Consider the following 22,847-nt stretch of genomic DNA (forward strand, 5'->3'; position numbering starts at 1 on the left):
AAATTTTTTTTGAGGGCCTTTTCAGGGCCCCGTCGGGTGCCTAAGACTGCCGCACTTTCGCCCGTCACGCCAGTCGCACCTGTTGGAAAATAGCCTGTTACTGCACCCAACGTTGGAGAATCTGCTGCAGATCCGCACGCTTGAACGGCTTGGCCAGGTAGTCGTTCATGCCCGCTGCCAGGCAGGCTTCGCGGTCGCCCTGCAAGGCGTTGGCGGTCAGGGCGATGATCGGCAGATCGGCGCAGCCGGGCAATTGGCGGATCTGCCGGGTGGCTTCATAACCATCGACCAGCGGCAGTCGGCAATCCATCAGAATTGCCTCGAAAATCAGGCTCTCGGCGCTGCGCACCGCCTGGGCCCCGTCGGTGACGATGCTCACGGTGAAGCCCAGGCTACGCAGCATGGCCTGGATCACGGTCTGGTTCACCGGGTTGTCTTCCACCAGCAGCACATTGCGGCCCTCGCCCTGGTGAGCGGCGGTGCTGACGCGCGGTGCCAGCACCGGCAGGCTTTGCTGGAACAGCGCCAGGGGGATCTCCAGGGTGAACACCGAGCCACGGCCTTCCTCGCTCTGGGCCCGCAGGGTGCCGCCCATGCGTTCGGCCAGGGTGCGGGCAATGGGCAGGCCCAGGCCGGTGCCGCCATACCGCCGGGAAATACTGCTGTCGGCCTGCTGGAATGCATCGAACATCAGCTCCAGGCTGGCGGGGCTGATACCGATTCCGCTGTCGCGCACCGCACAGGTGAACCACAGGAGCTCATGATCCAGGGCCTGCCACTGGGCCTCGATGATCACGCTGCCTTGTTCGGTGAACTTCAGGGCGTTGCCGATCAGGTTGACCAGAATCTGCCGGATCCGCGTCGGGTCGCCCTTGACCTGCAGCGACTCCATGCCCGGTGGTAGGCGCAGTTGCAGGTCCAGGCCGCGCTGCAGGGCGCTGTGCTGGAAGGCCTGGGCCGAGCTGCCGATCAGTTCGGCGAGGTTGAACGGGATGTGTTCCAGCTCCAGGGCCGAGCGTTCGATGCGCGAGAAGTCGAGGATGTCGTTGATCACCTTCAGCAGGTGTTCGGTGGACTCCGAAGCCAGCGCCGCGTATTCGCTCTGCTCCTGGGTCATCTCGGTGGTTTCCAGGAGCTGCAGCATGCCCAGCACGCCGTTCATCGGGGTGCGCAGTTCGTGGCTCATCATCGCCAGGAAATCCGATTTCGCCTTGTTCGCCCGTTCCGCTTCCTCCCGGGTCTGGATCAGTTGCGACATGGCCTGTTGCTGCTCGCGGCTGGCCAGCTCCAGGCCGGCGGCGAGGTTGTTGATGTGGCGTGCCAGATTGCCCAGCTCGCCGTCGTCGACAATCGGCAGCGGCGCCTTGAAGTCGCCTTCCTGGATCGCCTTGACCGCGTTACCCATGGCGCTGATGGGTTGCGCCAGGCCGGCAGCCAGGCGCCGTGCGAGGAGGAAGGTGAAGAGCAGGGCGAACAGGGCGAGGATCGCGGCCTTGAGGAGAATTTCCTGCTGGCGCTGGCTGAAGGCGTCGTTGGACATGCCGACAATGACCCGTCCCAGATACCCGTCGCCCTGGGGCCCGAGGCTGGTCGGGTCGTCTTCCAGGAAGTCGTTATGCACCTGGATGCGCTGCAAGCGCACCGGCGCCTGGAACACCTTGATCTGTTGCGCCTGTTTATGAGTGGCAGACGGTTGCTCGACATACACCAGGATGTTGTTGGCGCTGTCCTGGACCTCCAGAAAGTGCACGTGGGGCGTGGCCAGGGTGGCCTGCAACAGGCTTTCCAGGCCTTCGTTGTTGCCGGAGATCACGCCGTACTCGGTGGCTGGCGCCAGCTGGTTGGCAATCAGTTGGCCGGTGTGGTTGAGCTCCTGGCGCAGGTCCTGAATGCGCACGAAGGTGAAGAAGCTGATCAGCAACAGGGTCAGGAGCAAGGCCGGGCCGAGGCTGATGAGCTGCGTGCGGGTGTGGATGTCCCATCGGCGACGCAATTTCATGGGCGTTGCTCTCCTTCACTCAGTTGGCGCGCGACGGCTTGCGGGTCGATTTCCTCGATGCCCAGTGAGCGTGCCACCTGTGGATTGCTCAGTACTTTGAAGGCCGTCGGGTACAGTGCCCGGGGCCAGCGATTCGGCGCCTGCTCAAGCAGGCTGTCCAGGGTCTGCAGCCAGTCCTGCTGGTCGCTGTAGGTGCTGGCCAGGCTGCCGGCCCTGACGAAGCCGGCATTGGGGCCGATCAGCGCCCGCTGTTGGGCGTAGCTGCTCAGGAGCAGGTTCTTCACGGTTTTCGGGTTGTACAGCTTGGGGTCATCCAGGCCCAGCAGCACGTCGCTGTTGCGCAGCAGGTTTTGCAATGGCCGGCTGTCGTGGGTGCTGTCCCAGGCTTCGGCGACGATCTCCAGGCCCAGGGATTGCGCGGCGCCGCGCAGCTCCTTGAGCAGGAACTGGCTGTCCTCGCTGTACAGCACGCCAACCCGGCGCACCTGGGGCAAGACCTGGCGGATCAGATGCAACTGACGACTCGGCGGTGGATCGCTCCAGAGCAGGCTGAGCTCGGGGTGGTGCAGGCCTTGCAGGCGTTGTTCGGCTTGCAGGCGGCTGATGCGCAGGACCAGGGTGGCCGGGCCCTGGGGATCTTGCAGGCGCCAGTCGAGGCTTTGCGGATCCAGCAGAATCAGGCGCGTGGCGCTGGGCAACTGGCCCGGCGCCGGCAGTTGCTCCAGCGGTACGAAGCGCACCTGGTCCTGGGGGCGTTGGGCGGCCAGCTCTGCGGTGAAGGTGCGTACCGCCGGGTTGTCCTCGCTGGCGGTCAGCAAGACGTCGGCGGCGCGCAGCGGTGCGCACAGCAGCAGACTCAGCAGGAACAGGCCCCAGCCGAGTCGGCGACGCAAGTCCAAGGCCCCCGAGGGCCGCTGCCGGGCCACGCTAGAACTCCAGCTCGGCGCTGAAATAGACCAGGTGCCGCGAGTCGTAGAGGTTGTCGGCGAAGGTGCTGGGCTGGTGGTCGAGTCGTTGTTGCAGTGTGCCCGCCAGTTCCAGGTTGGCCTTGCCCAGGGCCAGGCGCTTGGCGATGCGCGTGTCGACGCGTTCGAAGCGGTAGCCGTTGAGGGCGCTATCAGCGTAATAGAACAACGCGCTGGACCAGCCCCGGCCCCAATTGCGCAGCCAGCCGGCGGAGCCGCTGTTGCTGGCGGTCAGGCGCTGGTCCAGGGGGTTGCTGGCTTGGGCGTGGACATAGGCGTAGGTCAGGCGCAGGCGGTCGGCGTGGCTCAATTGCCAGTCCAGCTGGCTTTCGGTGCCGGAGAAGCGTGAGGAATTGCTGTTGCTGGCGATGTATTGGTTGTTGCGCAGCGGCTCGCTGATCATGCCGCTGATTTCGTCGTAGAACAGCTTGATGTCGAGGTTCAGGGCCTGGTCGACGAAGTAGCCGTTGTAGCCCAGCTCGCGGGAGCGCATGTGTTCCTGATCGAGGTTGCCCGGGCCCCGGGTCTTGACGAAGTACTGGGCGCTGCTCTGGCCGTAGACCGGGCTGCTCAGGCCGGTGACCCGATAGCTCCAGTTGACGTTGTTCTCGAACATGTCCGGGGAGCGGATGGCTTCCGAATACACCGCCCGCAGCCCGTGGCGCGGGTTGATCAGGTAGTTGACGGCGATCCGTGGCGTCAGCGAGTTGCCGGTCAGCTGGGTGTCTTCGTACATAGCCCCGCCCTGGATCAGCCAGTGTTCGCTGGCTCGCCACTCCAGCTGGCCGAACAGGCGCCAGGTGGTGTCGTCGAGGGTGCCGTTGAAATAGGTTTCGGAGTCGGCCCGGTCGTAACGATAGTTCATGCCGCTGACCAGTCGCAGGTTATCGCTGAGGCTTAGGGTGTCCTGCAGTTCAAGGTCGTAACGGGTTTCGCGGGTGCTCTGGTCGATGTTGCCGCAGACGGTATTCTTGCCTCCGCCGTTTTTCCATTGATCGATGACTTGGTTGGCCAACGCCTGTTCCGTCGTGGTTCCGCTAGGCGCCCCACTCAAGTAATCGGGCATGTGGCGCGCCAGGCGCTCGGCGTAATTCGGGTTGATTTGCCACAGGCGCGTCAGTTCGGGGCTGAAGGAAATGGCTGCGTCACAGGCGCGCCAGGTTTGCTGGCGATCCCAGTGCTGGGCCGAGCCCTGGATATAAAGGCTGTGCTGCGCATTGAGCTCCAGGTTCCAGCGCAGTGACCCGGCGTAGTCCTTGGCGATCACATCGGAGTCTTTGCCCTGCTGGGATACGCCGTAGAACACCGGTTTATAGGTATAAGGCCGCTGGTTGGTGCCTTCCTTGGCATTTAGTTGCCAATCGATGCTCTGCTGCTCGTCGAGCATCTGGCTCACCGACAGGCTGAAGCGGTTCAAGCGCTTGCTGTCGCGGTAGTCGGCGCCCAGGCGATTGTGGTCGAAGCCGTCATCTTCCTGTCCGGACAACGACAGGCGCAGGTCGCCGGTTTCCCAGCCCGTGCCCTGGCTGGCGTACCAGTCGCTGATGCCGCGCTGGCCCCGGGTCACCTTGAACCGGGTGCCGTGGCTGTTGGCCGGTGCGCGGGTAATGATGTTGACCACCGCCATCAGCGCATTGGCGCCGTAGCTGACGGTGTTGGGGCCGCGAAACACCTCGATGCGTTCGATGTCCTCCATGGCCACCGGAATGTCGCTCCAGTCCACCGTGGCCAGGCCCGCGCGATACACCGAGCGCCCGTCGATCAGCACCTGCATGCGCCGCGCTTCGCTGGCGTTGGTGCCGTGGTAGTTGACCGTGGCCTGGTTGCCGCTGATGGCCCCGACCATCATCCCGGGCACCAGGCGCAGCAGCTCGCTGACGTCCCGGGCGCCGCTGGCCCTGATCAGTTCGTTGTCGAGCACGGTCATGCTGCCCGGCACGGCGGCGGGGGATTGTTTCAGGCGTGTGGCGGTCAACACCTCGGGCAGTGCGCTGCCGTCGAGAAACAGATCGTCGGCCAGCACCGGGTGGCCGAAGAGCATGCCCAGCAGCAGCGACAGACGAAGAGGTGAGGGACCAACGGACACGGCACAGCCTTGAATCTTGAAAGATGGCGCGCATGTTAACCGAGATAGTCGAGTTTTCCAGTCGATAAGCCCGACATTCCCCGAATGACAGCGCGTGTTCCCGACAGGTTGCCTGAATGGCCGGTGGGGCTGGTGGTGGGAAAAGCGCCCCGTATAATGCCGCCATCGCCACTGCTATGGATAAACGGATTGCATATGACACAACAGCGCCCTATTGCGGTCCTGGGAGGCGGAAGTTTTGGTACCGCCGTGGCCAATCTGCTGGCCGAAAACGGTCACCCGGTGCGGCAATGGATGCGTGATCCCGAGCAGGCCGAGGCCATTCGGGTCAATCGCGAGAATCCGCGCTATCTCAAGGGCATCAAGATTCATCCGGCGGTGGAGCCGGTCACCGACCTGCTGGCCACCCTGAATGACTGTGACCTGTGCTTCGTCGCCTTGCCTTCCAGCGCCCTGCGCTCGGTACTGGCGCCCCACGCGCAGTTGCTGAGCGGCAAGCTGCTGGTCAGCCTGACCAAGGGCATCGAGGCCCAGACCTTCAAGCTGATGAGCGAGATCCTCGAGGACATAGCCCCGGCGGCGCGCATTGGCGTGTTGTCGGGTCCCAACCTGGCCCGGGAAGTGGCCGAGCATGCTCTGACCGCCACCGTGGTCGCCAGTGAAGACGAAGAGCTGTGCCAGCGGGTCCAGGCGGCATTGCACGGGCGGACCTTCCGCGTCTACGCCAGTGCCGACCGCTTTGGCGTCGAGCTGGGCGGGGCGTTGAAGAACGTCTACGCGATCATCGCCGGCATGGCGGTGGCCCTGGGCATGGGGGAAAACACCAAGAGCATGCTGATCACCCGTGCCTTGGCGGAGATGACCCGTTTTGCCGTCAGCCAGGGCGCCAATCCCATGACCTTCCTCGGCCTGGCCGGAGTCGGCGACCTGATCGTCACCTGTTCCTCGCCCAAGAGCCGCAACTACCAGGTGGGCTTTGCCCTGGGGCAGGGCCTGAGTCTGGAGGACGCGGTGACCCGCCTGGGCGAAGTGGCGGAGGGCGTCAACACCCTCAAGGTGCTCAAGGCCAAGGCCCAGGAACTGGGCGTCTACATGCCGCTGGTCGCCGGCCTGCATGCGATTCTGTTCGAAGGGCGGACGCTGAATCAGGTGATCGAGCTGCTGATGCGTGGCGAGCCGAAAACCGACGTCGACTTTATCTCCACCAGCGGATTCAACTGAGTAGCACAGGAGCCAGACATGAACGATACGAATTCCGAAGCCAAATACGAATCCATCCTCCTGCGCGTGCTGTGGATGCTGGTGTTCGTGATGGTGTGGCAGGTGGCGCAGTTTCTTCTGGGCGCCCTGGTCCTGGTGCAACTGATCTATCGCCTGATCTACGGCGCGCCGAATGCCGGGCTGATGAACTTTGGCGACAGCCTGAGCCAGTTCCTGGCGCAGATTGGCCGGTTCGGCAGCTTCCACACCGAGCAGAAACCCTGGCCGTTTGCCGATTGGCCGACCCCGCGGGCACCTGAAGGGGAGGCCCCCCACAGTGTGCCGCCGGCGCCCCACCCGGTGCGTGACGAGGAGCCCAAGCTGTGAAGTTGTGGGTACTGCGCCACGGCCAGGCCGAATCCCATGCGGCCAGCGATGACCTGCGCAACCTTACGGCCCACGGCCGCCAGGAAGTGCTGGGCAGCGCCGCGCAGCTGATTGGCCAGCCCATCAGTGCGATCATCGCCAGCCCCTATGTGCGGGCCCAGCAAACGGCGCAACTGGTGCGTCAGGCCCTGGGCTTCGAGGGCGAGATCCACACCGTGCCCTGGTTGACCCCGGAGGCCAACCCATTGCAGGTGCTGGAGCATCTGGACAGTGCGGACAACCTGCTGCTGGTCAGCCACCAACCCTTGGTCGGCAACCTGATCGGCCTGTTGCAGCACGGTCATCTGCGTGATCCCCAGCCCATGAATACCGCCAGCCTGGCGGAGCTGGAAGGCGACTGGCCGCTGGCGGGGCTGATGACCCTCAATAGCGTCAAGCACCCCTAGAGCGCCACGGCGGCCAGGCAGTTCCTGGCCGCCGCCGGTCCGTCGGGGTGACCGACACCCGGTTGTGCGGCGCTACATTTCTTAACTTGCAGCCCTCCTTTGTGCGTGGAATAGTCGACCGAGCAAGTGCTTGGTTGGTGTCGCGAACAGAATAAAAACAAAGGAGCGAGTCATGGCTGCTGCTTTTCGTTTGCCGCTGCAAGTGTTCTACGAGCGCGAGGCTCGTCATCCCCAGCAGTGTTTTCTGGTTCAGCCCAGCGCCGGAGGTCAGGTGCAGGAGCTGAGCTGGTTCGAGGTCGGCCAGCAGGCCCGTCGCGCCGCCCAATGGCTGCGGGAGCGCCAATTGCCCCCCGGCAGTCACATCGCAATCATCGGCAAGAATTCCGCGCACTGGATCATCAGCGACCTGGCGATCTGGATGGCCGGGCATGTGTCGGTGCCGCTGTATCCCAACCTCACCGCCGATTCGGTGGCCCAGGTACTGGAGCATTCCGAGTCGGCCCTGGTGTTCATCGGCAAGCTCGATGACTGGCCGGGCATGGCCCCGGGGATCAGGCCCGGTCTGCCCACCGTGCGCCTGCCGCTGGCCCCCGAAGGCACTTTCGACTGCACCTGGGACGATCTGCAAGGCTGTCAGCCGTTGGCTGACAGCCCGAGTCCACCGGCCGAGCAACTGGCCACCATCATCTACACCTCCGGTACCACGGGCCTGCCCAAGGGGGTGATGCACAGCTTCGGCAATCTGGGTTTTGCCGCCACTCACGGGACACAACTCTTCGGCCTGGGCCCGGGGGATCGACTGCTGTCCTATCTGCCGCTGTGTCATGTGGCCGAGCGCATGTTTGTCGAGATGGCGGCGATCTATACCGGGCAGACCGTGTTCTTCGCCGAGAGCCTCGATACCTTCCTGGCGGACTTGCGGCGGGCCCGGCCCACGGCCCTGTTCGGCGTGCCGCGAATCTGGACCAAGTTCCAGATGGGGGTCTACAGCAAGGTGTCGGCCAGGCGCCTGGACGTTCTCTTGAGCCTGCCGTTGATCGGCAAGCGCGTCGGTCACAAGGTGCTGGCCGGGCTTGGGCTGGACGCCTTGCGGGTGGCCTTGTCCGGGGCGGCGCCGGTGCCCCAGGCACTGTTGCACTGGTATCGGCGGTTGGGCCTGGACGTACTGGAGGTCTATGGCATGACCGAGAGTTGCGGTTATTCCCATATCGGCCGTTCCGGGGAGCAGGTGCCGGGCTGGATCGGTCGGCCCTGTCCCGGGGTTGAAGTGCGTATTGATGACGCGGGCGAGGTCCAGGTGCGCAGCGGGGCCACCATGCAGGGCTATTACAAGGACCCGCAGAAGACCGCCGAGACCATCACCGAGGACGGTTTTCTGCGCACCGGCGACAAGGGCGAACAGGACGCGGCCGGCAATCTGCGCCTGACCGGCCGACTCAAGGAAATCTTCAAGACCAGCAAGGGCAAGTACGTGGCCCCGGCACCCATCGAGAATCGCCTGGCCGTGCATGCCCATATCGAGCAGGTGTGCGTGGTGGGGGACGGTCTGAGCGCTCCTCTGGGGTTGTGCGTGCTTTCGGCGGCGGGCTTGCAGGCCGCGGCAGGCAGCGCCCGGGAAGGGCTGCACAGCAGCCTGGAAAACCTGCTGGTCCAGGTCAATGGCGGCCTGGACAAGCATGAACGGTTGCATCGGCTGGTGGTGGTCAAGGACAACTGGGCCGTGGAGAACGGCTTTCTGACCCCTACCCTGAAGATCAAGCGCAATGTGATCGAGGCCACCTATGGCGGCAGTTTTCAACGCTGGAGCGAGCGCAGCGAAGCCGTGCTGTGGCAGGATTGATCGACAATAACCACCCAGAAGGGAAGCAGCGATGAGCCTATGGCGTACCACTCCGAACATCGAGCAACTGAACGCGGCACAGAAGAACACCATCGGCGAAGTGCTGGATATTCGCTTCGAGTCGTTTGATGAGGAATCGCTGAGCGCAAGCATGGTCATCGACCATCGCACCCACCAGCCCTACGGGTTGCTGCATGGCGGGGCTTCGGTGGTGCTGGCGGAAACCGTCGGCTCCATGGCCAGCTACCTGTGTATCGATGCCAGCAAGTTCTATTGCGTGGGCCTGGAGATCAACGCCAATCACCTGCGCGGCTTGCGCAGCGGCCGGGTGACGGCGGTGGCCCGGGCCATTCATATCGGGCGCACCACCCATGTCTGGGATATCCGCCTGAGCAGCGATGAAGGCAAGGCCAGCTGTATTTCGCGCCTGACCATGGCCGTGGTGCCTCTGGGGCAAACGCCGCCGGCGCAATGAGTGAGCGCGCCATAGGCTGAGCCTGGGTGTCAGTATTCCTGTCCGTTACGGTCATTGCCCTGGTGCAAGGGCCTGCGGACAATCGGTGTTGGTTTGGTGGATGGATAGGTCGGTATGTCGCAACAGGTGTTTTTCGCTCACGCCAATGGGTTTCCCTCCGGCACGTACGGCAAACTGTTTGCTGCCCTGGCGCCGGAGTTCGAGGTGGCTCATTTGCAGCAGCATGCCCACGACCCGCGCTTTCCGGTGGACGACAACTGGCAGAGTCTGGTGGATGAGCTGATCCACCACCTGCAACAGCAGGCGCAGCCGGTGTGGGGCGTGGGGCACTCGTTGGGGGGCGTGCTGCACCTGCACGCGGCCCTGCGCTGCCCGGAGCTGTATCGGGGGGTGGTGATGCTCGATTCGCCAGTGCTCACCCGGGCCGACCAGTGGGTGATCCGCGCCGCCAAGCGCTTTGGTTTCATCGACCGCCTGACTCCCGCCGGGCGAACCCTGGGGCGCCGCGAGGAGTTTACCGATGTCGAATCGGCGCGCAGCTACTTTGCCCGCAAGACGCTGTTCCGAGCCTTCGACCCCGATTGCCTGGACGCGTACTTGCAGCATGGCCTGCAGCAGGTGGGCGACCGCTTGCGCCTGCGTTTCGATCCGGCGACCGAGATCAGCATCTATCGCGGCGTACCGCACACCAGCCCCGGCAGCGCTCGCCAGCTCAAGGTGCCCCTGGCCGTGGTGCGCGGCCAGCAGAGCCGGGTGGTGATGCGGCATCACACCAGTGCCGTGGGGCGCATGCCTCTGGGCGAGTCCCTGACCATGCCCGGCGGCCACATGTTTCCTCTTGAGCGGCCCGAAGCCACCGCCACCCTGCTCAAGGAACTCTTCACCCGCTGGGAACAGCGCCGGAGCTGTGCATGAGCCAGGTCGTCGAGGAAGTTCGCCTGAACCTGCCCCACATCGAGCTGGCGGCCCATCTGTTCGGGCCCGAGGACGGCTTGCCGGTGATCGCCCTGCATGGTTGGCTGGACAACGCCAACAGCTTCGCCCGGCTGGCGCCCAAGCTCAAAGGCCTGCGCATCGTGGCCCTGGACATGGCCGGTCACGGGCATTCCGGGCACCGTCCGCCGGGCGCGGGTTATGCCCTGTGGGATTACGTCCACGACGTGCTGCAAGTGGCTGAACAGCTGGGCTGGAAGCGCTTTGCCCTGATGGGACATTCATTGGGAGCGATCGTGTCGCTGGTGCTGGCGGCGGCGCTGCCGGAGCGGGTCAGCCATCTGGCCCTGATCGACGGCGTGATTCCTCCGACCGCCAGCGCTGCAGGTGCCGCCGAGCGGCTGGGCATGGCCTTGCAGGCGCAACTGGACCTGCAGGACAAGCGCAAGCCGGTCTACAGCACGCTGGAGCGAGCCATCGAAGCGCGGATGAAGGGGCTGGTGGCGGTCAGTCGCGAGGCCGCCGAGCTGCTGGCCCTGCGTGGTCTGATGCCGGTGCCCGGTGGCTATACCTGGCGCAGCGACAGCCGCCTGACCCTGGCGTCGCCGCTGCGCCTGACCGAGGAGCAGGCCATGTCCTTCGTCGAGCGGGTCAGTTGCCCGACGCAGCTGGTGGTGGCTGCCGACGGCATGCTGGTTCGGCACGAGTCCCTGCTGCAGCGTCTACCCTTTAGCCGGGAACAGCTGCCGGGCGGCCATCATCTGCACCTCAACGATGAGGCCGGCGCAACCTCTGTCGCAGACTGTTTCAATCGGTTTTTCGCCGTTCCTTGACTTGACGGGGTCAACTGTCGAGGCTGGGCGGGTTGAAATGGGAGACAACCATGATAGATCTGTACACCGCTGCGACCCCCAATGGCCACAAGGTTTCCATCCTGCTTGAAGAGCTCGGATTGCCCTACACGGTGCATGCCCTGAGTTTCGACAAGCGCGAGCAAAAGGCGCCGGCGTTTCTGAAGATCAATCCCAATGGGCGTATTCCGGCCATCGTCGACCGAGACAATGGCGATTTTCCCGTATTCGAATCCGGCGCGATCCTGGTGTATCTGGCCGAGCGCAGCGGCCAACTGCTGCCCAGCGATGCCAAGGGCCGCTCGATCGTCATGCAGTGGCTGATGTTCCAGATGGGCGGCATCGGGCCCATGCAGGGCCAGGCCAACGTGTTCTTCCGCTATTTTCCGGAAAAGCTCCAGGGCGCCATCGATCGCTATCAGCATGAAACCCGACGCCTGTATGAAGTTCTCGACACCCGCCTGCAACAGGTCGAGTACCTGGCCGGGGACTACAGCATTGCCGACATCGCCACCTTCCCCTGGGTGCGCGGTCATGAGTGGTCCGGTGTTTCGGTACAGGGCTTGCCGGCCCTGCAACGCTGGATGGCGGCCCTGGAGGCCCGGCCTGCGGTCCAGCGTGGCTTGCAGGTTCCGCAACGCAGTGACGACGCCAGCGTCGTCAAGGGCGCCCAGGCCATGCTTATCCGATGAGAGTTTCCATGCGTTCACTCAGTGTTCTGGGCTTGTCCTTCTTTAGCACCCTGGCCCTTGCCGCCGATCTGCCCGGCAGCCATGACCTGCCCCTGGTGCCCCGTCTGACCGATGCACAAATCGTCGACTACCGTCCGCAAGTGGAGCAGGAGCGTGTCTACCCGTTGGGCTCGATCCGCAGAATCAGCGGCCAACTGCGCTTTGACGGTCAGGTCAATGCCCGGGGCAAGCTCACGGCCATCACCTACCAATTGCCCGCCGAACGCACTTCCAACGAAGCCTTCACCCTGGCTCGCGAAGCCCTGCAGAAACAGGGGGCAGAGCTGCTGTTCTGGTGCCAGGCCCGGGATTGTGGCGAGAGCAGCCTGTGGGCCAATGAGGTGTTCGGCAACGCCAAGCTGTTTGGCGCCGACGAGCAGCAAGCCTATTTGCTGTTGCGCCTGGCGGCGCCCCAGGACAACTCCCTGGTGGCCCTGTACAGCATTACCCGGGGTAACCGCCGGGCCTACCTGCACGTGGAGCAGTTCGACGCCAGCGCTGCCCTGGGCGACTTGCTGCCCACTTCGGCGACCCTGCTGCGGCAACTGAAGGACACGGGCAAGCTGGACCTGCCCAAGCTGACCGATCCCCAGCCCGTCTGGCTCAACCTGCTTTCCCGAGGGCTGAACCTGGACACCACGCTGCGGGTCAGCCTGTCCGGCCAGCAGGCCGAGGCCTGGCGCCAGGCCCTGATTGGCCAGGGTGTGCTGGCGACGCGCATGGAAACCGGCGACACCCAAGCGGCCGGGCTGCACTTCGAACTGCTGCGTTAAGCTGTTTCAGGCGGCCTGCACTCGCGGGTTCGCCTACTCTTCTCCGTTTACCCTTGTGCGAGACATTTCATGCCCAATAACGATCGCCTGCTGGTGCAGATTCTGCTCCTGGTGTTGTTCGGTGCCAGCTTCTGGGTGATGGCGCCTTTCTGGTCGGCGCTGTTCTGGGGCGCGGTGCTGGCCTTTGCCAGCTGGCCGCTGATGCGTTTGCTGACCCGCTGGCTCAATGGCCGCGAGTCTCTGGCGGCGGCCCTGTTGACCCTGGGCTGGATGGTTTTGGTGGCGGCGCCGCTGGTCTGGCTCGGGCTCAACCTGGCGGATCACGTGCGCGATGCCACGGCCTTTATCAAGGATGTGCAGGTGGACGGCCTGCCCGAGGCTCCCGCCTGGCTGGGCAGCCTGCCATTGGTGGGGGAGCGTCTGGTCGGGCTGTGGAACAGCATCGATCAACAGGGCGCGGCGCTGATGCTGGCCGTCAAGCCGTATCTGGGGCAGGTGGGCAACTGGCTACTGGCCCGCAGTGCACAGATCGGCGGCGGTATTCTCGAACTGACCCTGAGCATCGTCTTCGTGTTTTTCTTCTACCGTGACGGTCCGCGCCTGGCGTTGTTCGTACACAAGCTGCTGGAACGGTTGATCGGCGATCGGGCCGGCTACTACATCGATCTGGTCGCTGGCACCGTGCAACGGGTGGTCAACGGGGTGATCGGCACCGCTGCGGCCCAGGGCCTGCTGGCGCTGATCGGCTTTCTCATTGCCGGGGTGCCAGGGGCGCTGGTGCTGGGGATCGTCACCTTCCTGCTCAGCCTGATTCCCATGGGGCCGCCCCTGGTGTGGATTCCGGCCACGGCCTGGCTGGCCTGGAAGGGCGAATACGGCATGGCGGTGTTTCTGGGGATCTGGGGCACCTTCATCATCAGCGGCGTCGACAACGTGCTCAAACCCTACCTGATCAGTCGCGGTGGCAACCTGCCCCTGGTGATTGTGCTGCTCGGGGTGTTCGGCGGCCTGATCGCCTTCGGCTTTATCGGTCTGTTTATCGGTCCGACCCTGCTGGCGGTGGCCTACAGCCTGCTGCTGGACTGGAGCGCCAGTCAGGCCCGGACCCAGGAGCCGCGCTGAGCCGCGGCTTGCCGCTCGACAGGGGAGCGGCAAGCACCCATCAGGCGGCGACGTTGACGCTGTTGCCGACGCTGCTGGCAGGGTTCAGCTGATACTGCTTGCTGAGGTTGGCGATCATCTTGCCCAGGGCTTCGGTCAGGTTGGCCTGCGGGTTCTGAGTCTCGCTGTCCTGGTTGCGTCCGGCCTGCAGCGCGGCCTTGAGCTCATCGCTGCTGATGCCGCCGCTGCTGTCGCTGTCGAGTATTTTCAGCAATGCCGAACTGCTGTCGTTGCTGGCCGAGTTCTTGTCGCCGGACTGCAGGGCGCTGCTCAGTTCGTCGGCACTGATGCTGCCGTTGCCGTCGCTGTCGAGCTGGCCGAACAGTTGCTCGCCGGAGAGCTGTTGCGGGGGCGGTGGAGGCGGCGTCAGGCTGGCGGCCAGTTCGTCTGCACTGACGTTGCCATCCTGATTCTTGTCCAGGGCCGAGAAGAGCTGCTTGCTGTCGGCGCTGCTACCGGCACTGCTCAAGCCGCTGCTCAGTTCGTCGTTGTTGATGACGCCGTCGCCGTCACTGTCCAGAGCGCTGAGCAGGGCGTCCGCCAGTTCGGTGCCGGGCGCCTGGCCGTGATGCGCCGGTGGCGCCATGGCGGCCATTTCATCGCTGCTCAGGCTGGCGTTGCCATCGCTGTCCAGTTCGCTGAAGTTCTTGCTCAGGCTGACCAGGACACCCTTGTCGCCCTTGTTCGACAGAGCGTTGTTCAGCTCGTCCTGGTTCACCTCGCCGTCGCCGTTGCTATCGAGCCTGGCGAACAGGTCCTTCTGCAATTGTTGGCCGCGGCTGGTGCTGGAGGCACTGCTGCTGGAGCTGTAATAGCTCGAATAGTTGCTGCTGACGCTACCTATCATTGGACTCGCTCCTTGGGATGAATGGATCCGGTGGAGGCACCGGCTCATGCAGCCTCAAGGCTGGAGTTGTCCAGGGTATGGGCGCTTTGTACCCGTGGCTACACAAGGGACTCAGGGGCGGGGCAGGCGCAGCACCGCAGTCAGGCCGCCGCCGGGAGTCTCTTCCAGCAGCAACTGGCCGCCCATGCGCTCTGCCGCTTCGCGGGCGATGGTCATGCCCAGGCCGACGCCGCCGGAGTTGCGGTTGCGTGAGCCTTCGAGGCGGAAGAAGGGTTCGAACACGGCCTCGCGTTTGTCGGCGGCGATGCCGGGACCATGGTCGATGACCCGGATCAGCAACTGATCCCGATGGTCTTCCAGGGCCAGAGTGGCATGGCCGGCGTAGCGCAGGGCGTTGTCCAGCAGGTTGTTGATGCACGACTGCAGGGCCATGGGCTGGACCAGCAGCGGGGCGCAATGGCCCTGGGCCTGGGCATCGGCGCCCTGGTCCTGGGCGTTCTCGCACAGCGACTCCACCAGCGCCTGCACGTCCATCCATTGCTCGGCCTCGCTGGTGCGCTGTTCATGCAGGTAGCTGAGGGTGGCGTCGAGCATCTTGATCATGTCGTCCAGGTCCTGGCGCATCTGCCCCTGCAGCTTGCTGTCCTCGATCTGTTCCAGGCGAAGTTTCAGGCGTGACAGCGGTGTGCGCAGATCATGGGACACGGCGCCGAGCATGCGCCCGCGTTGTTGGACCTGTTCCCGTATGCGTTTCTGCATCTGGTTGAAGGCGCTGGCGGCCTGTCGTGCTTCCCGCGGGCCGACCTCTTCCAGGGGCGGGCTGTCGAGGTTTTCGCTCAGGCGTTCGGCGGCGTCGCTCAGGCGCTGGATCGGCCGCGAGAGCAGCTTGGCGCCGTACCAGGCGGCAATGACCAGGGAGATCAGCTGGAAGGTCAGAGGCACCAAAGGTCCGCCGAACCAGGGGCGTGGCGGACGTTGCGGGAAGTACGGCGGCGGCCCAGGAGGGCTATTGCCGAGGGCCACCGGCGGCGGTGGCGGTGGAGGGGGCGGCGGCGGATGTCCGTAGTGGTGGAACCAGAAAAACGCCAGAAGGTGGGCGAGCACGATCGCGATCAGCAGGAGGCCAAACAGCCGGCCGAACAGCGTATCGAAGCGCCCGCGCATCAGCCGATGTCTCGTGCGTCGAACAGGTAGCCTTCGCCACGCACGGTCTTGATCAGTTGCGGCGATTTCGGGTCATCACCGAGCTTCTGCCGCAGGCGCGACACCAGCAGGTCGATACTGCGATCAAAGGCCTCGATGGAGCGGCCCCGGGCCGCGTCCAGCAGTTGTTCGCGACTCAGCACTCGGCGCGGGCGTTCAATGAATACCCAGAGCAGGCGGAACTCGGCGTTGGACAGCGGCACCACCAGCCCGTCGGCGGAGATCAGCTGGCGCAGGACGCTGTTCAGGCGCCAGTTGTCGAAGCGGATATTGGCTCGCTGTTCGCTGCGATCGTCGCGGACCCGGCGCAGGATGGTCTGGATCCGCGCCACCAGCTCCCGCGGTTCGAAGGGCTTGGCCATGTAGTCGTCGGCCCCCAGTTCGAGGCCGATGATGCGGTCGGTGGGCTCGCAGCGGGCGGTGAGCATGAGGATCGGAATGTCCGATTCGCTACGCAACCAGCGGCACAGGGACAGGCCGTCTTCACCGGGCAGCATCAGGTCGAGCACCACCACGTCGAAGTGCTCGGCCTGCAAGGCCTGGCGCATTGCTGCACCGTCGGTGACACCGCTGGCGTGGATGTTGAAGCGCGCCAGATAGTCGATCAGCAGTTCGCGGATCGGCACGTCGTCATCGACGATCAGGGCCCGAGTGTTCCAGCGCTTGTCGTCGCCATTGGCCACGGCTTTGGAGTCGTCGTTCAGAGGGGCTGGAGTGTTATGCATGGGTGCGTTCATCTGCCAGGTAGGCTGCCGGCCATCAGGAGGCGACGGCGAGGTTATGGCTTCAGCATAGGCGTCCGGCCCGGGGGCAGGAAGTGCTGTTCGAGGGTGTTGCGGCTGGCGAGGGTAGCGCCGGGTATTGTTGCTGGCGTGTCGTCAGTGTATCTGCGTTGATACAAATGCCGGGGCGGCCCGCGGATTTGCCGGCGGATCGAAGATCCCTGGCACCGTTGAGGAGGATTTACCTCTGATCGGGTCCCGGATCGTCCCGGCTTGCGCTACAATCCGCGCCGATTTCGACTTGCCTGAGAGCCCCTTCATGTCCGCCTGCCAGACTCCTATCATCGTCGCCCTGGATTTTCCCACCCGTGACGCCGCACTGAAACTGGCCGATCAACTGGACCCGAAACTGTGCCGGGTCAAAGTCGGCAAGGAGCTGTTCACCAGCTGCGCCGCCGAGATTGTCGGGACCCTGCGCGACAAGGGTTTCGAAGTGTTCCTGGACCTGAAGTTCCACGACATTCCCAACACCACCGCCATGGCGGTCAAGGCCGCCGCGGAAATGGGCGTGTGGATGGTCAATGTGCACTGCTCCGGCGGCCTGCGCATGATGGCGGCCTGCCGCGATGTGCTGGACCAGCGCAGTGGTCCCAAGCCGCTGCTGATCGGCGTCACCGTGCTCACCAGCATGGAGCGTGAAGACCTGGCCGGCATCGGCCTGGACATCGAGCCCCAGGAGCAGGTGCTGCGCCTGGCCGCGCTGGCGCAGAAAGCCGGGATGGACGGCCTGGTGTGCTCGGCCCTGGAAGCCCAGGCCCTGAAGAGCGCCCATCCGACCCTGCAACTGGTGACGCCGGGTATTCGTCCGGCGGGCAGTGCCCAGGATGACCAGCGGCGGATCCTCACTCCGCGCCAGGCCCTGGATGCCGGTTCCGATTACCTGGTGATCGGTCGTCCCATCAGCCAGGCGGCCGACCCGGCCAAGGCCCTGGCTGACGTGGTCGCCGAACTGGCCCTGTAACACCCGGGTCTGCAGGAGCCGGCCAGCCGGCTCCCGCAGGTTCAGACTTTCAGCACCAGCTTGCCGAAGTTCTCGCCGCTGAACAGCTTGCCCAGCGTCTCCGGGAAAGTCTCCAGGCCTTCGACAATATCCTCCTTGCTCTTGAGCTGCCCCTTGGCCATCCAACCGGCCATTTCCTGCCCGGCCGCGGCGAACTGCGCGGCGTAGTCCATGACCACGAAACCTTCCATGCGCGCCCGGTTGACCAGCAGCGACAGGTAGTTGGCCGGTCCCTTGACCGCTTCCTTGTTGTTGTACTGGCTGATGGCGCCACAGATCACCACCCGCGCCTTGACGTTCAGGCGGCTGAGCACGGCATCGAGGATGTCGCCGCCGACGTTGTCGAAATACACATCGACGCCTTTCGGGCATTCGCGCTTGAGCCCGGCGTTGACGTCTTCGCTCTTGTAGTCGATGGCGCCGTCAAAGCCCAGTTCGTCGATGAGGAACTTGCATTTGTCCTGGCCGCCGGCAATGCCCACCACGCGACAGCCTTTGATCTTGGCGATCTGCCCGGCAATGCTGCCCACCGCACCGGCGGCGCCGGACAGCACCACGGTGTCGCCGGCCTTGGGCGCGCCGACGTCCAGCAGGGCGAAGTAGGCGGTCATGCCGGTCATGCCCAGGGCCGACAGGTAGCGTGGCAGAGGGGCCAGCTTGGGGTCGACCTTGTAGAAGCCACGGGGCTCGCCGAGGAAGTAGTCCTGCACCCCGAGGGCGCCATTGACGTAGTCGCCGACGGCGAATCCGGGGTTGTTGGAGGCAATCACCTGGCCCACGCCCAGGGCGCGCATGACTTCGCCGATGGCCACCGGCGCAATATAGGACTTGCCCTCGTTCATCCAGCCGCGCATGGCCGGGTCCAGGGACAGGTATTCATTCTTCACCAGGATCTGCCCGGCGGCGGGCTCGCCCACGGCTACCTGCTGGTAGGTGAAGGTGTCGCGGGTAGCCGGGCCGACGGGGCGTTTGGCGAGCAGGAACTGGCGATTGGTCAGGCTGGTCATGGCAGGCACTCAAGGGGTGGATGAAGCCCTAGTTGATAGACCCTCAGGTGGGTTGTCGCAAGGTTTGCCGATTCAGCGAATGGGTGTCGATCCAGTGTGGTGATGAACGCCCCGGCATTTTCATCACCGGGATGCATAAGACCTCAACCGGCCTTCTGATAATGCTGACGCCGACCGGGACGGCTATGGCTAGATGGGCCCCACAGCTGACCCGTATCTGAACGAGGATCTTTGCAATGAGCATGACGTTTTCCGGCCAGGTGGCCCTGGTGACCGGCGCGGCCAATGGAATCGGCCGGGCGACGGCCCTGGCGTTTGCCGCTGAAGGCTTGCAGGTGGTGGTGGCGGATCTGGACGTGGCCGGGGGCGAAGGCACCGTGGCGCTGATCCGCGCGGCGGGAGGCGAGGCGGTGTTCGTGCCCTGCAACGTCACCCAGGAAGCGGATGTACAGCAGCTGATGGCCCGTACCCTCGAGGCTTATGGCCGTCTGGACTATGCCTTCAACAACGCCGGGATCGAGATCGAGAAGGGCCGCCTGGCAGAGGGCAGCCTGGACGAGTTCGACGCCATCATGGGGGTCAACGTCAAGGGCGTCTGGCTGTGCATGAAGTACCAGCTGCCGTTGCTGCTGGCCCAGGGCGGCGGGGCCATCGTCAATACCGCCTCGGTGGCGGGCCTGGGCGCGGCGCCGAAAATGAGCATCTATGCGGCGTCCAAGCATGCGGTGATCGGCCTGACCAAATCGGCGGCCATCGAGTACGCCAAGAAAAAGATCCGGGTCAACGCGGTCTGTCCGGCGGTCATCGACACCGACATGTTCCGTCGGGCCTATGAAGCGGATCCGAAGAAGGCCGAGTTCGCCGCGGCGATGCACCCGGTGGGGCGTATCGGCAAGGTCGAGGAAATCGCCAGCGCCGTGCTTTACCTGTGCAGCGATGGCGCGGCCTTCACTACCGGTCATGCGCTGGCAGTGGATGGTGGTGCCACCGCGATCTGAGCCCTCGGCCGGCCCCCCGGCGCCTGTCGCCGCGGGGGCTGGATGGAATCGACCTCCAGTGTCCTGAAAACGACCTCCGCGTAGCTTTTTGCCATTATTCCTGCTGTGAAGACTTGTGCGTCGGTGCACGCCGTTGCGACCCTTCGCACAGACGGATGGCCCTATGGCCATTGGGGATTGGAAGGGGACTGCGCACCATGACTTCGGCCGCGAGTGGACGTTTTGCCAACCTGGGCATGGCAAAGAAACTGGGTATCGGTTTTGCCCTGGTGTTGCTCTTGACGGCCTTGGTGGCCGGCATTGGCGTCTGGTCGCTGCAGACCATCAGCCAGCGCTTCGATGGCCTCAAGCAGATGTCCCAGCTCAACAGTGGCGTGCTCAAGGTGCGGCTGCTGGAGCAGGACTACGCCCTGCATGGCGACAGCCAGACCGTGGACAGCCTGCACGAGAGCCTGGAGGGGCTGTTGCGGCTGGCCCAGCAGCTCAAGGGGCAGTCGGCGGCCAACCAGACGGCGATGGCCGATGTCGAGTTGGCGCTGGCGGACTATCGCAAGGCCTTCGACGAATTCGTCGAGCTGACCCAGGCCAAGGACCTGGCTCTGGAAATGGCCAGTTGGTCGGTGTCCAGCGTGGCCAACAACCTTGACGTACTGCAGGCCGGGCTGGCGGATGACGGCGCCTACACCCTCAAGGATTCCCAGGGCAAGGAGGGTGCGGAGTTCATCGAGCAGGCCAACCAGATCAGCCAGGTTTCACGCCTGATGCTGCAGGCCATGAACGAAGCGCGGTTGCGCCTGGACCAGAACCGCAAGGGCGATGAGCAGGCCAGTGCCGAGCAGGGCAAGATCGAACAGGCCGAGCAGGCGCTGGCTCAGGCCGAACAGCTGAAGACCGCCGTCAAGGATGCGGGTTACCAGACGGTGCTCAACGAGGTGTCGGGGCACATCGGCAACTTCAGTGAAAAACTCAACGAATACACCGGTCTGCTGACTCAGGAAAAACAGGTCTATCAGACGCTGCATGAGCGCGCGGCCCAGGTGATGGCGCGGGTCGACCAGGCCTATGTCGCCCAGGACCTGGCGATGCAGGGCGAGCTGGACAAGAACTCCTTGCTGATCATCGGCTCCTCGGCCCTGGCCCTGCTGGTGGGGCTGTTGGCGGCCCTGAGCATCACGCGCCTGATCGTGCGGCCGCTGCGCAGCGTGATGCATGTGGCTCAGCAGATCGCTGCCGGGGACCTGACGGCCAGCGTGGCGGTGACCCGGCGGGACGAGATCGGCCAGTTGATGCAGGCGATGCAGCAGATGGGCAGCGGCCTGAGCGGTATCGTCAGCGGCCTGCAGGCCGGGATCGAGCAACTGGCCAGTTCGGCCCAGTCGCTGTCCTCGGTGACCGAGCAGACCAACCTGGAAGTCAGCAGCCAGAAAGAGGAAACCGAGCAAGTGGCCACCGCCATGAATCAGATGACCGCCACGGTGCACGATGTGGCGCGTAACGCCGAGGAAGCGGCCCAGGCGGCTCAGGCTGCGGATGACAAGGTCGAGAGCGGGCAACAGGTGGTGCGCCAGAGCATGCAGCGGATCGAGCAGTTGGCGGACTCCGCGACCCGGGCCAGCAGCGGCATCGAAAGCCTGAGCGCCGAGATCGACAACATCGGTAGTGTGCTGGATGTGATCAAGAGCGTGGCCGAGCAGACCAACCTGCTGGCCCTCAATGCCGCCATCGAGGCAGCCAGGGCGGGGGAGCAGGGCAGGGGCTTTGCCGTGGTGGCCGACGAAGTGCGGGCCCTGGCCAAGCGGACCCAGCAATCCACCGAGGAGATCGCACGCCTGGTGACGGCGTTGCATGCCGCCGCCGATTCTTCGGTGCAGCAGATCCAGAGCAGTGGCGAGCTGGTGAAGCTGGCGGTCAGTGATGCCCTGCAGACGGAGAGCGCCCTGGGCAGCATTGCCGCGGCGGTGTCGTTGATCCAGCAGATGAACCAGCAGATCGCCGCCGCCGCCGAGCAGCAGAGTTCGGTGGCGGAGGAGATCAACCGCAGCGTGACCAGCATTCGTGCCAGTGCCGATCAGTCGTCACTGGCCATGCAGGGCAATGCCGCGTCGAGCATCGAGCTGGCGCAGTTGGGGGTGGAATTGAAAGGGATGGTGGGGCATTTCCGCTTGTAGCGGCGGGGAGGGCGTAGCGCTATCGAACCCTTGTCCGGCGCGGGTGCGCCGGACAAGGGTTTTTTATTTCAGTCGTAGATGGCTTTCTTTTTCCAGTCGGCGTCGGCTTCCACGGTCTTCAGGCCCTGGGTCAGCTCGTTGACCTCATCTTCCGCCGGCTCCAGGGTCGACAGCACCATGGAGTTGGCGCGAACCAGGAGCTTGTCCAGGTACTCCAGCTGTTCCTTGTAGACCGCCGGATCCGGTTGCTTGCGCAGGTATTGCACGCCGCGTTCGAAGGCCAGGCGGGCCTGGCCCGGCTGGTTCTGTTGCAGGGCGTACTGCCCCAGGTTGTTGAAGAACTCGATGTGCAGCAGCACCAGGATGTGGCGGATTTCCTTGATCCAGCGCTTGGCCTCATTGGGTTGCAGGAAACCGTCGTGGGCGGCACGGGTGACCTGGCCGTGCATCGCCTCCAGCAGGAAGCGCACATCCTTGGCCTTGGCTTCGGTCTGGATGGGGGCCGGCGGGTTGTTCACCGGAATCGATTCGCCCTGGCCAATCAGGGTATTGAGCTCGGCCTGGCGTGCCTTGAGCGCGTTGTCGGTCTTGTCGAGACTGAGCATGCGCTGCACCACGTTCAGCTCCAGGCGGGTCAGCAGCAGTTTGAGGGCCGGGGTCATGAACTGGCCGGGGAAGGTTTCGGTGATCTCGCCGCAGCGGCGCAGGCGGTCATTGAGTTCGACCTTGGTGCGGGCCTTTTCCAGTTTGTTGTTTTCCACCACATGGTTCATGTAGCCAATGGCGATCAATAGTGCGATCCCGGCTATTACCAGCAGGGTGATCATGAGTGGTGTCACCGTTAAAACCTCGTTATAGGATTCGCGTGCGAGTGTAGTGGCTTGGCATTTAGGCGCATAGCGCCGCTCGACGAGCCGGGCATGGCGGGTACTGCTTATATAGATGGCAATGGTCCGGGCAGCACCTCGGGTTCAAATTGCCATTACCGGCTGCGG

21 protein-coding genes and 1 pseudogene are annotated in these 22,847 nt (G+C 64.4%); 14 read left to right on the forward strand and 8 right to left on the reverse strand.

Annotated features, from left to right (window positions below):
* Positions 1-97: 97 nt before the first annotated feature.
* From PST29_RS08850 to PST29_RS08860, 3 genes are read right to left on the reverse strand one after another with little or no spacing between them, the layout of a single operon-like run.
* Positions 98-1,999 carry an ATP-binding protein gene (locus PST29_RS08850; RefSeq protein WP_060838199.1) on the reverse strand — a complete coding sequence of 634 codons (1,902 nt, stop codon included), beginning with the start codon at positions 1,997-1,999 and terminating at the stop codon, positions 98-100.
* The gene (locus PST29_RS08855) at positions 1,996-2,892 is read right to left on the reverse strand and encodes an ABC transporter substrate-binding protein (RefSeq protein ID WP_375136248.1); all 897 of its coding nucleotides are present in this window, start codon (positions 2,890-2,892) and stop codon (positions 1,996-1,998) included. Before PST29_RS08855 ends, PST29_RS08850 begins: the two co-directional genes overlap by 4 nt.
* Positions 2,893-2,926: 34 nt before the next feature.
* Entirely contained in the window at positions 2,927-5,050 is a 2,124-nt protein-coding gene (locus PST29_RS08860) for a TonB-dependent receptor plug domain-containing protein (RefSeq protein ID WP_060842839.1), read from the reverse strand.
* A 195-nt stretch (positions 5,051-5,245) separates the two neighbouring features.
* Here PST29_RS08860 and PST29_RS08865 point away from each other — a divergent pair, with 195 nt between their 5' ends.
* The 10 genes from PST29_RS08865 to PST29_RS08910 all read left to right on the forward strand — a co-directional run bounded on the left by PST29_RS08865 (position 5,246) and on the right by PST29_RS08910 (position 13,808).
* Complete coding sequence (locus tag PST29_RS08865; RefSeq protein ID WP_016965784.1) at positions 5,246-6,271, forward strand: NAD(P)H-dependent glycerol-3-phosphate dehydrogenase; 1,026 nt, start codon at positions 5,246-5,248, stop codon at positions 6,269-6,271.
* A gap of 18 nt (positions 6,272-6,289) precedes the next feature.
* Entirely contained in the window at positions 6,290-6,637 is a 348-nt protein-coding gene (locus tag PST29_RS08870) for a DUF4389 domain-containing protein (RefSeq protein ID WP_060838201.1), read from the forward strand.
* Positions 6,634-7,083: a phosphohistidine phosphatase SixA gene (gene sixA, locus PST29_RS08875; RefSeq protein ID WP_060842840.1), complete on the forward strand. Its 450-nt coding sequence runs from the start codon at positions 6,634-6,636 to the stop codon at positions 7,081-7,083. The genes PST29_RS08870 and sixA overlap by 4 nt, the downstream gene beginning before the upstream one ends.
* Before the next feature lie 172 nt (positions 7,084-7,255).
* Entirely contained in the window at positions 7,256-8,923 is a 1,668-nt protein-coding gene (locus tag PST29_RS08880) for an AMP-binding protein (RefSeq protein WP_060842841.1), read from the forward strand.
* A 31-nt stretch (positions 8,924-8,954) separates the two neighbouring features.
* Complete coding sequence (locus PST29_RS08885) at positions 8,955-9,398, forward strand: hotdog fold thioesterase (protein ID WP_060838204.1); 444 nt, start codon at positions 8,955-8,957, stop codon at positions 9,396-9,398.
* Between the two features lie 114 nt (positions 9,399-9,512).
* The gene (locus PST29_RS08890) at positions 9,513-10,313 is read left to right on the forward strand and encodes an alpha/beta fold hydrolase (protein ID WP_060842842.1); all 801 of its coding nucleotides are present in this window, start codon (positions 9,513-9,515) and stop codon (positions 10,311-10,313) included.
* Positions 10,310-11,164 (forward strand): alpha/beta hydrolase, encoded by an 855-nt coding sequence (locus tag PST29_RS08895; protein ID WP_060838206.1) that lies wholly within the window; start codon positions 10,310-10,312, stop codon positions 11,162-11,164. The genes PST29_RS08890 and PST29_RS08895 overlap by 4 nt, the downstream gene beginning before the upstream one ends.
* A 50-nt stretch (positions 11,165-11,214) precedes the next feature.
* On the forward strand, positions 11,215-11,874 hold the full coding sequence (locus PST29_RS08900; protein ID WP_060842843.1) for a glutathione S-transferase family protein: 660 nt from the start codon (positions 11,215-11,217) through the stop codon (positions 11,872-11,874).
* An 8-nt stretch (positions 11,875-11,882) separates the two neighbouring features.
* Complete coding sequence (locus tag PST29_RS08905; protein WP_060842844.1) at positions 11,883-12,686, forward strand: DUF4892 domain-containing protein; 804 nt, start codon at positions 11,883-11,885, stop codon at positions 12,684-12,686.
* Between the two features lie 69 nt (positions 12,687-12,755).
* The gene (locus tag PST29_RS08910) at positions 12,756-13,808 is read left to right on the forward strand and encodes an AI-2E family transporter (protein WP_060838209.1); all 1,053 of its coding nucleotides are present in this window, start codon (positions 12,756-12,758) and stop codon (positions 13,806-13,808) included.
* Positions 13,809-13,848: 40 nt separating this feature from the next.
* Here the strand turns inward: PST29_RS08910 and xopAW are convergent, their stop codons facing one another.
* From xopAW to PST29_RS08925, 3 genes are all read right to left on the reverse strand, one after another.
* Positions 13,849-14,694 carry a XopAW family type III secretion system calcium-binding effector gene (xopAW, locus tag PST29_RS08915; protein ID WP_060842845.1) on the reverse strand — a complete coding sequence of 282 codons (846 nt, stop codon included), beginning with the start codon at positions 14,692-14,694 and terminating at the stop codon, positions 13,849-13,851.
* Between the two features lie 111 nt (positions 14,695-14,805).
* Positions 14,806-15,858 carry a sensor histidine kinase gene (locus tag PST29_RS08920; RefSeq protein WP_060838211.1) on the reverse strand — a complete coding sequence of 351 codons (1,053 nt, stop codon included), beginning with the start codon at positions 15,856-15,858 and terminating at the stop codon, positions 14,806-14,808.
* The gene (locus PST29_RS08925) at positions 15,858-16,622 is read right to left on the reverse strand and encodes a response regulator (protein WP_047302778.1); all 765 of its coding nucleotides are present in this window, start codon (positions 16,620-16,622) and stop codon (positions 15,858-15,860) included. Before PST29_RS08925 ends, PST29_RS08920 begins: the two co-directional genes overlap by 1 nt.
* A 316-nt stretch (positions 16,623-16,938) precedes the next feature.
* On the opposite strand from PST29_RS08925, the gene pyrF reads away from it, so the two are divergent.
* Positions 16,939-17,640, forward strand: a complete 702-nt coding sequence (gene pyrF / locus PST29_RS08930) for an orotidine-5'-phosphate decarboxylase (protein ID WP_060838212.1) — start codon at positions 16,939-16,941, stop codon at positions 17,638-17,640.
* A 41-nt stretch (positions 17,641-17,681) separates the two neighbouring features.
* Here pyrF and PST29_RS08935 read toward each other — a convergent pair whose 3' ends face one another.
* Positions 17,682-18,686: an NADP-dependent oxidoreductase gene (locus tag PST29_RS08935; RefSeq protein WP_060838213.1), complete on the reverse strand. Its 1,005-nt coding sequence runs from the start codon at positions 18,684-18,686 to the stop codon at positions 17,682-17,684.
* Positions 18,687-18,922: 236 nt separating this feature from the next.
* On the opposite strand from PST29_RS08935, the gene PST29_RS08940 reads away from it, so the two are divergent.
* The 3 genes and pseudogenes from PST29_RS08940 (at position 18,923) to PST29_RS32710 (ending at position 21,852) form a co-directional block, all read left to right on the forward strand.
* Entirely contained in the window at positions 18,923-19,684 is a 762-nt protein-coding gene (locus tag PST29_RS08940) for an SDR family oxidoreductase (RefSeq protein WP_060838214.1), read from the forward strand.
* Positions 19,685-20,766: 1,082 nt separating this feature from the next.
* Positions 20,767-20,991, forward strand: a pseudogene (locus PST29_RS32705) (HAMP domain-containing protein); the annotation flags it as partial.
* Complete coding sequence (locus tag PST29_RS32710) at positions 20,989-21,852, forward strand: methyl-accepting chemotaxis protein (protein WP_430523208.1); 864 nt, start codon at positions 20,989-20,991, stop codon at positions 21,850-21,852. The pseudogene PST29_RS32705 and the gene PST29_RS32710, both read left to right, overlap by 3 nt.
* A gap of 68 nt (positions 21,853-21,920) precedes the next feature.
* Here PST29_RS32710 and PST29_RS08950 read toward each other — a convergent pair whose 3' ends face one another.
* On the reverse strand, positions 21,921-22,691 hold the full coding sequence (locus tag PST29_RS08950) for a hypothetical protein (RefSeq protein ID WP_016968251.1): 771 nt from the start codon (positions 22,689-22,691) through the stop codon (positions 21,921-21,923).
* Positions 22,692-22,847 lie beyond the last annotated feature (156 nt).

Source organism: Pseudomonas sp. St29 (genome assembly GCF_001547915.1).
Classification (GTDB): Bacteria; Pseudomonadota; Gammaproteobacteria; order Pseudomonadales; family Pseudomonadaceae; genus Aquipseudomonas.

Coding starts and splice junctions, on each gene's coding strand:
- PST29_RS08850 (WP_060838199.1), bottom strand. CDS start 1,999: ATGAAATTGCGTCGCCGATGGGACATCCACACCCGCACGCAGCTCATC.
- PST29_RS08865 (WP_016965784.1), top strand. CDS start 5,246: ATGACACAACAGCGCCCTATTGCGGTCCTGGGAGGCGGAAGTTTTGGT.
- PST29_RS08870 (WP_060838201.1), top strand. CDS start 6,290: ATGAACGATACGAATTCCGAAGCCAAATACGAATCCATCCTCCTGCGC.
- PST29_RS08880 (WP_060842841.1), top strand. CDS start 7,256: ATGGCTGCTGCTTTTCGTTTGCCGCTGCAAGTGTTCTACGAGCGCGAG.
- PST29_RS08885 (WP_060838204.1), top strand. CDS start 8,955: ATGAGCCTATGGCGTACCACTCCGAACATCGAGCAACTGAACGCGGCA.
- PST29_RS08890 (WP_060842842.1), top strand. CDS start 9,513: ATGTCGCAACAGGTGTTTTTCGCTCACGCCAATGGGTTTCCCTCCGGC.
- PST29_RS08895 (WP_060838206.1), top strand. CDS start 10,310: ATGAGCCAGGTCGTCGAGGAAGTTCGCCTGAACCTGCCCCACATCGAG.
- PST29_RS08900 (WP_060842843.1), top strand. CDS start 11,215: ATGATAGATCTGTACACCGCTGCGACCCCCAATGGCCACAAGGTTTCC.
- PST29_RS08905 (WP_060842844.1), top strand. CDS start 11,883: ATGCGTTCACTCAGTGTTCTGGGCTTGTCCTTCTTTAGCACCCTGGCC.
- PST29_RS08910 (WP_060838209.1), top strand. CDS start 12,756: ATGCCCAATAACGATCGCCTGCTGGTGCAGATTCTGCTCCTGGTGTTG.
- xopAW (WP_060842845.1), bottom strand. CDS start 14,694: ATGATAGGTAGCGTCAGCAGCAACTATTCGAGCTATTACAGCTCCAGC.
- PST29_RS08920 (WP_060838211.1), bottom strand. CDS start 15,858: ATGCGCGGGCGCTTCGATACGCTGTTCGGCCGGCTGTTTGGCCTCCTG.
- PST29_RS08925 (WP_047302778.1), bottom strand. CDS start 16,622: ATGCATAACACTCCAGCCCCTCTGAACGACGACTCCAAAGCCGTGGCC.
- pyrF (WP_060838212.1), top strand. CDS start 16,939: ATGTCCGCCTGCCAGACTCCTATCATCGTCGCCCTGGATTTTCCCACC.
- PST29_RS08935 (WP_060838213.1), bottom strand. CDS start 18,686: ATGACCAGCCTGACCAATCGCCAGTTCCTGCTCGCCAAACGCCCCGTC.
- PST29_RS08940 (WP_060838214.1), top strand. CDS start 18,923: ATGAGCATGACGTTTTCCGGCCAGGTGGCCCTGGTGACCGGCGCGGCC.
- PST29_RS32710 (WP_430523208.1), top strand. CDS start 20,989: ATGGGCAGCGGCCTGAGCGGTATCGTCAGCGGCCTGCAGGCCGGGATC.